The following is a 12,789-nucleotide window of genomic DNA, read 5'->3' as shown; positions in this document are numbered from 1 at the left end:
CACTGGCGCCATGTCGCTGTCCGAGCTCGGCGCCGCCGTGCGCTGGTTGCGCGAGCACACCGAACCGGCCGGCGGGTCTCGGGCCGGGCGGCGGGTCCGCGGCCTGCGCCGGGAGGAGCTCGCCGAGCTGGCCGGGGTGTCCGCGGACTACGTCCGACGACTCGAGCAGGGGCGCCGGCACCCGTCGGCCGGCGTGGTGACCGCGATCGCGCGCGCGTTGCGGGTCAGCCGGGCGGACTACGAGCGGCTCTGCGCCCTCGCCGGGTACGCCGCGTCCGACGGGCAAGTCCCGCGCGAAGCCGGCGTGGCGGCGATCCGGCTGCTGGAGCGGTTCGGTGACACCCCGGCGTTCCTGACCGACGCGGCGTGGAACGCCATCGCGGTCAACGGCGCGTGGCTGGCGCTCGGCGGCGCGGCGTCGGCCGGGGCCCGGGACTGGAACGTCGCGTGGCGCACGTTCCGCGACCCGCGAAGGGAAATCGCCCGGACCGACGAGCACCAGGCCGGGTTCCGGGCCGCGCTCGCCGCCCGGCTGCGGGACACCTCCCTGCGCTACCCCGCCGACGCGGCGCTCGCCGAGCTCGTCGACGAGCTGCGGAGCACCAGCCGCGCGTTCGACACCTTGTGGCGCAGCCCGAAAACCGTTGCCGCTTATGAGAACCGCGCCGTGTTCCAGACGCCGGACGGCGAGGACATCGCGCTCGACGGCAACCTGCTCGGGGTGCCCGGGGACGACCTGATGGCGGCGGTCCTCACCGCCGCGCCGGGCTCGGCCGACGCGGCCCGTCTCGGCGAGGTCGTCCGCGCCTCCGCCGCGCCGGCCGTGCTGAGGGTGGGCCAAACCGGCCCAGGCTGACCGGGCCCGCGACCACGATCCTGAGAGCCGGGTGATCAAGAACCCGGCGGTGAGCGGCATCACTTGCTTCGAATTCGAAGCAGCAGTACCGTGCTCGATAGTTGCTTCGAATTCGAAGCGTTCCTGAAAGCGAGAAGCCCGATGAAGGCAGTGCGTTTCCACGACTACGGCGACCCCGACGTCCTGCGCTACGAAGACGTGGCGGTGCCCGACCCCGACCCCGGCGCCGGGCAGGTCCGCGTCCGCGTCGCCGCGACGTCGTTCAACTCCGTCGACGGCAACATCCGCGGCGGCTTCATGCGCGGCCCCATCCCGGTCGAGCTGCCGCACACCCCCGGCCTCGACGTCGCCGGCACGGTCGACGCGCTGGGCGAGGGCGTCGACGGCCTCGCGGTCGGCGACCGGGTCGTCGGCTTCCTGCCGATGGACAAGGACGGCGCCGCCGCCGAGTACGTCCTCGCGCCGGCCGACGTCCTGACCGCCGCGCCGAAGGACGTCCCGCTCGCCGACGCCGCCGCCCTGCCCCTGGTCGCGCTGACCGCCTACCAGGCGCTGTTCGAGCACGGGAAGCTGGCCGCCGGCCAGCGCGTGCTGATCAACGGCGCCGGCGGCGCGGTCGGCGGCTACGCCGTCCAGCTGGCCAAGGAGGCCGGGGCCCACGTCATCGCCACGGCCAGCCCGCGCAGCGCCGACGCGGTCAAGTCCGCCGGGGCGGACGAGGTCGTCGACCACACCGCCACCGGCGTGACCGCGGCGGTGACCGAGCCGGTCGACGTCGCGCTCAACCTCGCGCCGGTCGACCCGGCGGAGCTGGCCGCGCTGGTCACCGTCGTCCGGCCGGGCGGGGTCGTGGTGAACACGACGGTGTGGATGCCCGCGCCGTCCGACGAGGACCGCGGTGTGCGCGGCGTCGACCTGTTCGTCCGCAGCGACGCCGGGCAGCTGGCGAAGCTGGTGGCGCTGGTCGACTCCGGCGAGCTGCGCGTCGACGTCGCCGAGCGGGTGCCGCTGGCCGAGCTGGCGGCCCTGCACGCCCGCGCCGCCGAGGGCGCGGTGCACGGCAAGGTCGTCGTGACGGTCTAGTGCGGGTCGGTGCCGTTGAGGGTCGCGACGACCTGGTCGTAGTCGCCGCGGACCTCGCCGTAGCGGAGGAACTTGACCCGCTCGACCTGGATCTCCCGGGCGTCCGGCCGGGTCTCGAGGATGTCCACGACCTCGGCGACGAACTCGCCGAGCGGCATGGCGTGTTCGTTCTCGGCCTGGCCGGGCAGCAGGTCGGTCTGCACCGACGGCGGCACCAGCTCCACGACCTTCACCGACGTGTCCGCCAGCTGCAGCCGCAGTGATTCGCTGAGCAGGTGGATCGCGGCCTTCGACGCGTTGTAGCTCGGCGTCACCTTCAGCGGGGCGAACGCCAGGCCCGAGGAGACGGTGACGATGGTGGCGTCCGGCCGGGTCCGCAGGTGCTCGACGAACGCGGCGATCAGCCGGATCGGGCCGAGCACGTTGGTCGTCACGACCTCTTCGGCCGACTCGAGGAAGGTGTCCGGCTGGTGCCAGTCCTCGACGCGCATGACGCCGGCCATGGTCACGAGCACGTTCAGCTCGGGGTAGCGGGCGAGCACCTCCTTCGCCGCCGCCTGGATGCTCGCGGGGTCGGTGGTGTCGATCCGGACGGTGCCGAGGCCGGGGTGCTCGGCGGCGAGCTTCTCCAGCAGTTCGGTGCGGCGGCCGCCGACGACCACGGTGTTGCCCCGGTCCTTGAGGGCAAGGGCCAAGGCCAGACCGATGCCGCTGGTGGCGCCGGGGATGAAGAGGGTGTTTCCGGTGATGTCCATGCCCCGACTCTCGCCGGCGCCGGCGGGCGGCGGCAGAGAGCACTCATCGGGGGATCGGCGATCCCTGGTTGCGGCCGCGGCGGGCGCGATACTGGGGGTATGGATCGTGCGGAACTGGCGGCCTTCCTGCGGCGGCGCCGGGAACAGCTGCGGCCCGGGGACGTCGGCCTGCTGCCGGGCGCGCGCCGCCGGACGGCCGGGCTGCGGCGGGAGGAGGTCGCGTCGCTGGCGGCGATGTCGACGGACTACTACACGCGGCTGGAGCAGCAGCGCGGTCCGCAGCCGAGCGAGCAGATGCTGGCCGCGCTGGCCCGCGCGCTGCGCCTGACCGACGCCGAGCGCGACTACCTGTTCGAGGTGGCCGGCCGCACGGCCCCCTCCCCCGCCGCGACGGCCGCGCACGTGGCGCCGGCGTTGCTGCGGGTGCTGGACCGGCTGTCGGACACGCCCGCGCTGATCCTGTCCAACCTCGGCGAGGTCCTGGTGCGCAACCGCCTCGCCGAAGCGCTCTACGGCGGCAAGGCCGAGCACACCGGCCTGGCGCGCAGCGAGATCTACCGCTGGTTCACCGACCCCGACGAGCGCCTGATCTACCCCGAGGGTGACCGCGACCGGCAAAGCCGGGCGTTGGTGGCGAACCTGCGTGCCGCGCACGGCTCGATGGGCCCGCGCTCGCGGGCCGGGGAGCTGGTACGGGCGTTGATCCGCGAGAGCGAGGAGTTCGCGCAGTTGTGGGAGCGGCACGAAGTCGCGAAGCGGTTCGAGGACCACAAGGTGCTTGTGCACCCGCAGCTCGGCGAGATCGAAGTGGACTGCCAGGCGTTGTTCACCGAGGACCAGTCCCAGGCGTTGCTGGTGCTGACGGCACCTCCGCGCACGGAGGCCTTCGAGAAGCTGCAGCTGCTGCGAGTACTGGGCAACGAGCGGTTCGAGGACGCCGCCTCGTCCTGACCGTCGGAGGTGCGCTCCGCCCGGATCGGCGGAGCGCACCTCCCCCGGTCAGAAGCCCGAGTTGCCCGGTCCCCGGGTGAGGGTGAAGCCGCCCGGGTTGGTCAGCCCGCCCGAGGCCGCGCCCGTGACCGCCGTGTTCGACACCGAGCCCGACCCCGCCGAGCTGAGGTCGATCCCGTACGTGCCGGCCCCGGTGATCGTCACCGTGTCCAGGCTCAGCTGGGTGACCTTCCGGCCGACGATGGCCGCGCCCGGGTCGAGACGCTCGTCGGAGACCTGCACGGCTTGCCGGGTCGTGTCGGTGATCGTCAGGTCCGCCACCACGATCGGCGCGCTGATGTCCTTGCTCAGTGCGAAGATCTGCAGCGCTCCGAACGGCTTCTTCCAGTTGGGCTCGTCCCCGCCGGTGCGGGTCAGGGTGTTGCGGCGCACCGCCGTCGTCCCGCTGAACGCCACCGGGTTGAACCGCGTGCTGACGGCGATGCCCGACGACGCCGCGACCGTGTCGCTGATGAGGTTGTCCTCCGCGCGGTTGCCCGTGCCGCCGTAGAGGCCGATGCCGTTGGCCAGCGTCGGCACCTGCACGGTGTTCGCGGTGAACGCGCTGTTCGTCACGGCGTTGCCCTCCGAGTACATCGCCAGGGCGTCGTCGCCGGTGTTGCGCAGCACCGACTGGTCCACGCGGACGTCGTTCGTGACGCCGCCCCCGGCGTGGATGTTCACGCCGTCGGCGTAGGTGTCGCGGATGCGCAGGCCGACGACGTACAGGCCGTCGGTCCCGGAGTCGGCCCAGAGCCCGACCTTCGTGTGCTCGATCCACAGGTTCTGCAGCAGCGACCCGGTGCCGAAGTTGCCTTCCAGCGCGGCGTTCCCGTTGGCGTCGTCTCGGGCGCGGTTGTCGCCGAAGATGGCCAGGTCGGCGATCGTCACGTTCGGTCCGGTGGCGAAGAACCCGCCTTTGAGGCCGGTGCCCTGGAGCACCGACGACCACGGTCCGGCGCCGAAGATCTTCACGTCGGCGACGCTGATCGGCGCGCTGATCCGGAACGTCCCCGCCGGGACGTAGAGCGGCTTGTTCTGCGACCGGGCGGCGGCGATGGCGGCGGTGATCGCGTTCGTCGCGTCGGAGCCGTCGTTCGGCACGGCGCCGTACGAGGTGATCGACAGCGAGCCCGCCGGCGCGGGCGTGGCGGCGGGCGCCTGCTCGGCGTCGACGAGGTCGACGTCGATGGTCGACGCGGCGGCCGAGTCCTTCTGGAGCTTCAGCACGGTGCCGGCCGGGAAGTCCCCGATCGTGGTGCGGACCTCGTCGAAGAACCGGTGCGGCAGCCCCTGCGACGGCGTGTTGGAGAACGGGTAGTCGCCGTAGACCCAGCTGTACTGCGAGGTCAGGGTGAGGTCCTTGACCTTCGTGCCGTTCGCGTAGAGCGCCAGCGGGGCGGTGCTGCCGGTTCCGTCGGCCGAGTCCGGGATCGAGAACCGCACGACGAGCGCGTTGGCCGGCTTCGTCAGGGTGACGGCGACCGACTGGCCGGTGCCGCTGAGCCGCACCGCGCGGCGGCCGCTGGCTTCCGAGGACACCGTCCGGTACGTGCGATCGGCGGCCAGTGTGGTGGCGCCGCCGGCGAGGGTCCCGGCCTCGGCCTCGTACTCGGTGTACGGGGTGGTCGCGCCTCGGGTCGCGGCCGCCGTCTCGCCGCCGACGGTGACGCTGTCGACGAGCACGTCACCCCCGGTGGCGGACGTGCTCGCGAGGCCGAGCGTGTTCAGGCCCGCCCGCAACGGCACCGACACGGTCGTGGTGCGCCAGCCGGTCCCCGGTGTCAGGGAGACGCTGCCCGCGTCCTGCCCGTCGGCCGAGACCGCGAGCACCCGGTTCGCGCCGCTGCTGTTGGCGAACCGCACGGTGGCCGTCGCGGTACCGGCCGAAGCCATGACGACGGTCCGGATCATCCGCGCGCCGACGTGGTCGAAGCCGGAGACGTAACCCGTGCCGTTGTACCCGGAGGTCGCGGTGGCGGCGGTCGCGCCGGACGACAGGAACGCGCCTTCGGCTTCTCCAGGGCCGGCCGGGGTGTTCGTGCTCGCCGAGACGGTCAGGTTGTCGAGGTTGACGTTCCCGCTGTCGGTGGTGTCGTAGAGGTAGGCGACGGTGTGAGCGCCCGCGGACAGCGTCACGGTCTCGGTCGCGGTGGCCCAGGTGTCCCAGTTCGCCGTCGTGGGCAACGAAATCTGTCGAACCCTGACTCCGTCGGCCAGGAGGGAAAGCGTTTGCGCGACACCGCTTCCGTTGGCGTAGCGCAGGGCGAGGTTCGTGGCGCCCGTAGCGGTCACGGAAAAGGTCGTCTTGGCGGTGCCGCGGTTGCCGTCGGTGTAGCCGCCGACGAACCCGCTGCCGGTGTAGCCGGCGTGGTCGGCCGCCACCACCGCGCCGCCCGACAGCGTCGCGGACTCCGCTTCCAGCGCACCCGATTCCGACGCCGAGCCGGTGGTCACGTCGAGGTAGTCCAGGTTGACGTTGCCGTTGTCGGCCGTGCCGAAGGAGTACGCGATGTGGTGGACGCCGGACGACAGCGTGGCGGTCGTGCTCGACTGGCCCCAGGTGTCCCAGTTCGCCGTCGCGGGCAACGAGATCTGGCGGGTGACGCCGTCGACCGCCAGGGACAGCGTCCGGGCCGAGCCGGTGCCGTTGGCGTAGCCGAGGACCAGGGTCGTCGAGCCGCCGGTCGAAGTGACCGTGAAGTCGGTCTTGGCGGTGCCGCGGTTGCCGTCGACGTACCCGCCGACGAACCGGCCGCCGCTCGCGCCGGGGTGGTCGCTCTGGACCACGGCGCCGCCGGACAGCACGGCCGACTCGGCTTCCAGCCTGGTGGTCGCCGCGGCGGCCGGTGGTGCGGTGGCGAACGACGCGACGACCGCGGTCACCGCGAGAAGCAAGAACGGTTTCTTCATTGAATCGCTCCTGAACAGGGGACTGGTGGGTCAGCCTTTGACCGCGCCGCTGAGCGCGTCGCCGCGCAGCACCAGGCGCTGGAACACGAGGAACAGGGCCACCGGGATGACCGTGGCGATGGCCAGCGCGGCGAGGAAGACGTCGAGCTCGACGAAGGTCTGCAACGCCGGCAGCCGCACCGACAGCGGCTGCACCGCCGGGTCGGGCAGGACCAGCATCGGCCAGAGGAAGTCCTTCCAGGACGCGATGACGGCGAACACCGAGACCACGCCGAGGATCGGTTTCGACATCGGCAGCACGACCGAGGCGAAGATGCGCAGCGGCCCGGCGCCGTCCACCCGGGCCGCCTCGAACACCTCACGCGGCAGGTTCGCGAAGAACCGTTGCACGAGGACGACGTTGAACGCGTTGGCCCCGGACGGCAGCCACACCGCCCAGAACGTGTTGATCAGCGACAGGTCGACCATGCTCAGGTACAGCGGCACCAGCAGCACGACCGACGGGACGAACAGCGTCGCCAGCACGATCGCGGTGACCACCTTGTGGTAGCGCGGTTTCAGCACGGCGAGGGCGTACCCGGTGGTCGTGGCGACGAGCAGCTGGACCAGCCACGCGCCGAGCGCCACCCAGATCGTGTTGAGGAAGTACCTGCCGACCTCGACGCGGGTCCACGCCGTCGCCAGGTTGGCGAAGTCGAGGCCGTTCGGCCACAGCGCGAGCGGGTTGCGCAGGGTGTCCTGCGTAGGCGTGACCGCCGCCTTGGCCAGCCACAGCAGCGGGCCGAGACCGGCCGCGAACAACGCGGCGAGCAGCGCGCCCTGCAGGGTCCGGGTGAGCCGCCGGACGCCCGGGCGGCGCCATTCCGTCGGGGCGATCAGCCCGCGGTCGCTCATGACGTGCTCCAGGACCGGGTCAGCCGCAGGAACACGGCGGAGAACACCGCGAGCGTCCCGGCGAGCAGGACGCTCAGCGCGGTGGCCGCGCCGTAGTCGCCGCCGAGGCTGTCGGCGAAGGCGTAGTTGTAAATGAGCAGCAGGATGGTCGTGGTCGCGTGCGCCGGGCCGCCGCCGGTGAACAGGAACGGCTCGAGGAACACCTGCGTGGTGCCGATGATCTGCAGGATGAACGTCGTCAGCAGCACCCCGCGCAGGTGCGGGAGGGTGACGTGCCGGACCTTGCCGCGGATGCCCGCGCCGTCGAGCTCGGCGGCTTCGTACAGCTCCGGCGGGACGCTGGTGAGCGCGGCGAGGTAGATGATCACGGTGCTGCCGGCCGCGGCCCATGTCGCTTCGATGACGAGTGAACCCATCGCGGTCGACGCGGACTGCAGCCACGGCACCGGCCCGAGGCCGACCAGGCCGAGGATCTTGTTGAACAGGCCGTCCGGGCCGGCGTCGTAGAACACCTTCCACAGCAGCACGGCCACCACCGGCGGGATCACCACGGGCAGGTAGGCCAGCGCGCTGAACAGGCCGCGCGCCTTCCGCACCTCGCTCATCAGGACGGCCAGCGCGAGCGGGACCGGGTAGCCGATCAGCAGCGCCAGCAGGGCGAACAGGCCGGTGTTGCCGACGGCGGTCCAGAACATCGGGTCGCTCAGCACGGTCCGGTAGTTGTCCAAGCCGACGAACTCCGGCGCCGTCACGAGGTTGGTCTGCTGGAAGCTCATCAGGGCGGACTTGCCGATCGGCAGCCAGGCGAAGAGCCCGAAGACGAACAACGCCGGCAGGAGGAACAGCACCGGGGCGAGGCCGCCGCGGCGCGCCCACCGCAGCGGCGTCCGCCGGGGCCGGCTTGCGCGCTCCCGGGCCGGGGCGGGCGCTTTGATCCGGGGTGGTGCCGCGGCCGTCACGACCGGTCCAGCAGAGCCTGGGCCTGGGTCTGGGCGTCCGCGAGCAGGGCGTTGACGTCGGCGCCCCGGTCGGTGAGGACCTTTTGGACCACGGTGTCCAGCACGCCGTAGACCTTCTGGGTCGCGCGGGTGGGCTCGGGCAGCAGCGGCTGGTCGAACATCTTCGCGGTGTAGGGCGTCATCTGCGGCAGCGGCACGTTGACGTACTGGCCGATCCACCGCAGCCGCTCGTCGTAGGTGGCCTTGTCGAACACCGGCAGCTCGGGCGAGCCGACCGCCTGCTTGGCGTCGGCATTGGTCTTCGCGTCGGCCTGGGCCGCGGCTTCGTCGGTCAGCTTGCGCAGGTAGTAGAAATCGATCCACTTCACCGCGGCCGACTGGGTCTTCTTCGACGCCTTGACGTTCACGACGGCGAGTGTGCCGCCGCCGAGGGCGCCGGCGTCCGGGCCGGTGAGCGGCAGCACGGTCACGCCGTAGTCGGCGGGCTTGATCGCGTTCTGGGCCAGGAGGTCCTTGTAGTTGCCGCCGCCGGAGACGTACATGCCGATCCGGCCGGCGGCGAAGTCCTGGTTGATGCCGTTCCAGTCGTAGAGGAAGTTCGCGCCCATGCTGTTGTCGTCCCAGCGCATCGCGCGCAGGTTCTGCAGCACCTGCCGCAGCTGCGGGGTGTCGATGGTGGCGGTGGCCTTGTCGCCGTCGAGCTTCTCGGTGCGGCCGCCGAACGCGTAGTCCTGGGTGACGAGGATCCAGCCGCCGGTGTTGTCCTTGGTCATCTGGGCGTAGCCGGCGGCGCCGGTGCGCTGGGCGATCCGCTTCGCGTCGGCGCGCACTTCGTCCCAAGTGGACGGTGGCCGGTCCGGGTCGAGGCCGGCTTGCTTGAACAGCGTGCGGTTGTAGTGCAACGCCTGGGTGTAAGCCGCGATCGGGATGGCTTCCTGCTTGCCCGACGCGTCCTGGCCCGTCTTCGCGACCTCGGGGTTGAATTTCCCCGCGTAGGGCAGCTGGGCGACGTCGCCGCTGATGTCGGCGATCTGGTGGCGCTCGATCAGGCCGCGCCCGTCGGTGAACGGGACGGTGACGACGTCCGGCAGCGTGCCGCCGGCCAGCTGCGCGGTGAACTTCGTCGGGTCCCACTTGAACTCCTGGACGACCAGGTCGACCCCGGGGTTCGCTTGCTCGAACTGCGCGACACGGGCGTTGAACGCGTCGACGGCGCTCTTGTCCTGGCCGGGCTCGAGGGCGACCTTGACGACGGTCTTCCCGTCGGCGGTGGTGTCCCCGCCGCTGTCGGTGCCGCAGGCCGCGAGCACCGTCAGGCCGAGTGCGGCGGTGAGGACGGTGGCGAAGGTTTTCGAGGACATCCTTGTCCCTCCTTAGTTCCGAAGGCGCAGCCAGACGGCCGTGTCGGCGGGCAGCAGCCCGCGGTCGAGCGCGCCGCTGCTCAGCAGGACCTCCGCCGGCGGCAGCGGCTGGGGTTCGGCGGTGAAGTTGACCAGGCAGGCGAAATCGTCGCCACGGTGGAAACCGAGCACGCCCTCCGGGGTGTCCAGCCAGGCGAACTCCTCGCCGGTCAGCGCCTGGGTCGTGCGGCGCAGCTCCAGGGCGGCGCGGTAGAGCGTCAGCATCGACGTCGGCGAGTTCTCCTGGCTCCGCACGGAAAGCCCGGCCCACTCCGGCGGCTGGGGCAGCCACGCCGTCGCTCGAGGATCGACGCTGAAGCCGTGGGTGGCGCCGGTTTCGTTCCACGGCAGGGGGACGCGGCAGCCGTCGCGGCCGGGGTCGGTGCCCCCGGTGCGGTGGAAGACCGGGTCCTGGCGGGCTTCGGCCGGCAGATCGTCCACTTCGGGCAGTCCGAGCTCGTCACCCTGGTAGATGTAGAGGGAACCGGGCAGGGCCGCGGACAGCAGTGCCGCGGCGCGCGCCCGGCGGTGGCCGAGCGCGAGGTCCGTCGGGACGTCGAAGGTGCGGGCGTGCAGGAACGAGCTGTCCTCGCGGCCGTAGCGGGTGACGGGCCGGGTGACGTCGTGGTTGGACAGCACCCACGTGGGCGCCGCCCGCACCGGCCGGTGGCTGGCGAGGGTCTCGGCGATCGACTCCCGCAGCTGCCGCGCGTCCCACGGGCGGCGCATGAAGTCGAAGTTGAAGGCGCTGTGCATCTCGTCCGGACGCAGGTAGCGGGCGAACCGGGCCGCGTCGTCCAGCCACACTTCGCCGATCAGCACGCGCTTTTCGGGGTAGGAGTCGGCGACGGCGCGCCAGGAGCGGTAGATCTGGTGCACCTCGTCGCGGTCGACGAACGGGTGCGGGCCCCCTTCGTCCAGCTCCGGCAGCGCGGGGTCCTTGACCGGCATGGTCGCGGAGTCGATCCGCACGCCGGCCACGCCGCGGTCGAACCAGAAGCGCAGGACGTCCTCGTGCTCGCGCCGCACCTGCGGGTGGCTCCAGTTGAGGTCGGGCTGCTCCGAGGCGAACAGGTGCAGGTACCACTCCCCCGGCCGGCCGTCCGGCTCCGTCACCCGGGTCCAGGCCGGGCCGCCGAACGTCGAGGGCCAGTCGGTCGGCGGCAGCTCGCCGTCGTCACCCCGGCCCTCGCGGAACCAGAACCGTTGCCGCTGCGGCGATCCCGGCCCGGCGGCCACCGCTTCGGTGAACCACGCGTGCCGGTCCGAGACGTGGTTCGGAACGACGTCCACAATGGTCCGGATGCCGTGCTCGCGCGCCTCGGCGATGAGCGCTTCGGCCTCGGCGAGCGTGCCGAAGGCGGGGTCGATCGCCCGGTAGTCGGCGACGTCGTAGCCGCCGTCGGCCAGCGGCGAGGCGTACCACGGCGTGAACCACAGGGCGTCGACGCCGAGCGAGGCCAGGTACGGCAGGCGGGACCGGACGCCGGCGAGGTCGCCGGTGCCGTCGCCGTCGCCGTCGGCGAAGCTGCGCGGGTAAACCTGGTACACGACGGCGGTGCGCCACCACCGGTCCCGGGTGGTCTCCGGCGGCGCGGCCACGGCCGGTGAGCTGAGGGTCGTCAACGGTCCCCCTTGAAGGGTTTAGCGCTATACCTGATGGCAGGACGGTAATGTGCGCTTGATACGCTGTCAACACTCGAGCCGGGAAGGACGGTGCGCGTGCGGGTCACACTGCGAGAGGTCGCCGAAGAGGCGGGCGTCAGCATGATGACCGTGTCGAACGTGATGAACGGCAAGGCGGCGCGGGTATCGGCCGCCACCCGCGAGCGCGTGCACCGGATCGCGGCGGACATGGGGTACGTGCCGAGCGCGTCGGCCCGCAGCCTGGCGAGCAGCTCGTCGAAGCTGATCGGCCTGCTGGTCCCCGCGGCCGACGACGACAGCCTGATGATCAGCCCCCACCACATGGCGATCGCCGGCCACGTCGAGCGGGCGCTGCGCAAGTCGGGCTACCACTTGCTGCTCCGCGGCATCGCGCGGCTGGAAGAGGTGACCGAAGCGCTGCACTCGTGGAGCCTCGACGGCGCGATCCTGCTGGGGTTCGTGGACGAGCAGATCGACAAGCTGACGAAGGCCACGGCGGGCCCGGTCCCGATGGTGGCGATCGACAGCTACTCCCGCAACCGCCTCACGACGGGCCCCCGTTCGGATGACTTCGTCGGCGCGCGCCTGGCCGCCGCGCACCTTCTCGCACTGGGTCACCGGGAGATCGTGTTCGCGGGTCCGTCGTTCGGCCGGGCGGGGGTGGTCCACGAGCGGTTCGAGGGCTTCCGCGCGGCGTTCACCGAGGCGGGGGTCGCCTGGGACCCGTCCCTGGTCGAGGTCGTCAACACGACGCACGCCGAGGGCGTCGGGTGCGGTTCGACGCTGCTCCGGCGGCACCCGACTGCCACGGCGGTGTTCGCGACGGCGGACATCCTCGCGGTCGGGATCATGGAGGGCCTGGCCGCGGCGGGCGCGGTGATCCCCCGGGACGTCTCGGTGGTCGGCTTCGACGACCTGGAGTTCAGCGAGTACGTGACGCCGAAGCTGACGACGGTCGCGCAGGACATCGGCCGCAAGGGCGCGACCGCGGTGGCGATGCTGGTGGAGGCGATCGAGCAGCGGACCCGGCCGCGCCGTCCGGTCACTTTGGACGTCAGCCTCACGGTCCGCGACTCGACCGCCCCACCCGCCGAACGTCGTTGACGCCCCGGTCGGGCAGCCGCTAGCTCTAAAACTGACTGAGGTTGTTGACAGTCTGGGCCCCTTGATCGAGGGAGGCCCATGGCTGAGCGAGTATGGAGTGAGAAGGACCTGGTCAGGCGCGCGAACCGGCGCCTGGCCGTCCTTCGCCACCCCGAAGAAGTCAGCGGGAACGTCGCGGCGACTTGCCG

The 12,789-nt window shown here is 71.9% G+C and carries 10 protein-coding genes; 4 read left to right on the top strand and 6 right to left on the bottom strand.

Annotation, left to right across the window (positions count from 1 at the left end):
• Nucleotides 1–10: 10 nt before the first annotated feature.
• Both ACZ7OH_RS45820 and ACZ7OH_RS45815 read left to right on the top strand, forming a co-directional pair.
• Complete coding sequence (locus tag ACZ7OH_RS45820; protein ID WP_470286659.1) at nt 11–856, top strand: helix-turn-helix domain-containing protein; 846 nt, start codon at nt 11–13, stop codon at nt 854–856.
• A 141-nt stretch (nt 857–997) separates the two neighbouring features.
• The gene (locus ACZ7OH_RS45815; RefSeq protein ID WP_470286658.1) at nt 998–1,939 is read left to right on the top strand and encodes an NADP-dependent oxidoreductase; all 942 of its coding nucleotides are present in this window, start codon (nt 998–1,000) and stop codon (nt 1,937–1,939) included.
• Here ACZ7OH_RS45815 and ACZ7OH_RS45810 read toward each other — a convergent pair.
• Nucleotides 1,936–2,694: an SDR family oxidoreductase gene (locus ACZ7OH_RS45810; protein ID WP_470286657.1), complete on the bottom strand. Its 759-nt coding sequence runs from the start codon at nt 2,692–2,694 to the stop codon at nt 1,936–1,938. The genes ACZ7OH_RS45815 and ACZ7OH_RS45810 overlap by 4 nt on opposite strands.
• Before the next feature lie 99 nt (nt 2,695–2,793).
• On the opposite strand from ACZ7OH_RS45810, the gene ACZ7OH_RS45805 reads away from it, so the two are divergent.
• On the top strand, nt 2,794–3,645 hold the full coding sequence (locus ACZ7OH_RS45805; RefSeq protein WP_470286656.1) for a helix-turn-helix transcriptional regulator: 852 nt from the start codon (nt 2,794–2,796) through the stop codon (nt 3,643–3,645).
• Nucleotides 3,646–3,693: 48 nt separating this feature from the next.
• Here ACZ7OH_RS45805 and ACZ7OH_RS45800 read toward each other — a convergent pair whose 3' ends face one another.
• Genes ACZ7OH_RS45800 through ACZ7OH_RS45780 form a run of 5 tightly spaced genes read right to left on the bottom strand, consistent with a single transcriptional unit; the run spans nt 3,694 to nt 11,476 of the window.
• Nucleotides 3,694–6,597 carry a carbohydrate-binding protein gene (locus ACZ7OH_RS45800; protein WP_470286655.1) on the bottom strand — a complete coding sequence of 968 codons (2,904 nt, stop codon included), beginning with the start codon at nt 6,595–6,597 and terminating at the stop codon, nt 3,694–3,696.
• 30 nt (nt 6,598–6,627) lie between these two features.
• Nucleotides 6,628–7,491 carry a carbohydrate ABC transporter permease gene (locus ACZ7OH_RS45795; RefSeq protein WP_470286654.1) on the bottom strand — a complete coding sequence of 288 codons (864 nt, stop codon included), beginning with the start codon at nt 7,489–7,491 and terminating at the stop codon, nt 6,628–6,630.
• Nucleotides 7,488–8,450, bottom strand: a complete 963-nt coding sequence (locus tag ACZ7OH_RS45790; RefSeq protein ID WP_470286653.1) for a carbohydrate ABC transporter permease — start codon at nt 8,448–8,450, stop codon at nt 7,488–7,490. The genes ACZ7OH_RS45795 and ACZ7OH_RS45790 overlap by 4 nt, the downstream gene beginning before the upstream one ends.
• On the bottom strand, nt 8,447–9,811 hold the full coding sequence (locus ACZ7OH_RS45785; RefSeq protein ID WP_470286652.1) for an ABC transporter substrate-binding protein: 1,365 nt from the start codon (nt 9,809–9,811) through the stop codon (nt 8,447–8,449). Before ACZ7OH_RS45785 ends, ACZ7OH_RS45790 begins: the two co-directional genes overlap by 4 nt.
• A gap of 12 nt (nt 9,812–9,823) precedes the next feature.
• A complete protein-coding gene (locus ACZ7OH_RS45780; RefSeq protein WP_470286651.1) occupies nt 9,824–11,476 on the bottom strand; it encodes a glycoside hydrolase family 13 protein in 1,653 nt (550 codons plus the stop codon).
• A gap of 96 nt (nt 11,477–11,572) precedes the next feature.
• Between ACZ7OH_RS45780 and ACZ7OH_RS45775 the strand changes: the two genes are divergently transcribed.
• Nucleotides 11,573–12,601, top strand: coding sequence for a LacI family DNA-binding transcriptional regulator (locus tag ACZ7OH_RS45775; RefSeq protein WP_470286650.1), 1,029 nt, complete (start codon nt 11,573–11,575; stop codon nt 12,599–12,601).
• The last annotated feature ends 188 nt before the right edge of the window (nt 12,602–12,789 follow it).

Source organism: Amycolatopsis sp. NPDC114478 (assembly GCF_055633805.1).
Note: the sequence above shows the minus strand (reverse complement) of the source record. Positions and strands in the feature narration are given on the sequence as shown.

Coding starts and splice junctions, on each gene's coding strand:
- ACZ7OH_RS45820 (WP_470286659.1), top strand. CDS start 11: ATGTCGCTGTCCGAGCTCGGCGCCGCCGTGCGCTGGTTGCGCGAGCAC.
- ACZ7OH_RS45815 (WP_470286658.1), top strand. CDS start 998: ATGAAGGCAGTGCGTTTCCACGACTACGGCGACCCCGACGTCCTGCGC.
- ACZ7OH_RS45810 (WP_470286657.1), bottom strand. CDS start 2,694: ATGGACATCACCGGAAACACCCTCTTCATCCCCGGCGCCACCAGCGGC.
- ACZ7OH_RS45805 (WP_470286656.1), top strand. CDS start 2,794: ATGGATCGTGCGGAACTGGCGGCCTTCCTGCGGCGGCGCCGGGAACAG.
- ACZ7OH_RS45800 (WP_470286655.1), bottom strand. CDS start 6,597: ATGAAGAAACCGTTCTTGCTTCTCGCGGTGACCGCGGTCGTCGCGTCG.
- ACZ7OH_RS45795 (WP_470286654.1), bottom strand. CDS start 7,491: ATGAGCGACCGCGGGCTGATCGCCCCGACGGAATGGCGCCGCCCGGGC.
- ACZ7OH_RS45785 (WP_470286652.1), bottom strand. CDS start 9,811: ATGTCCTCGAAAACCTTCGCCACCGTCCTCACCGCCGCACTCGGCCTG.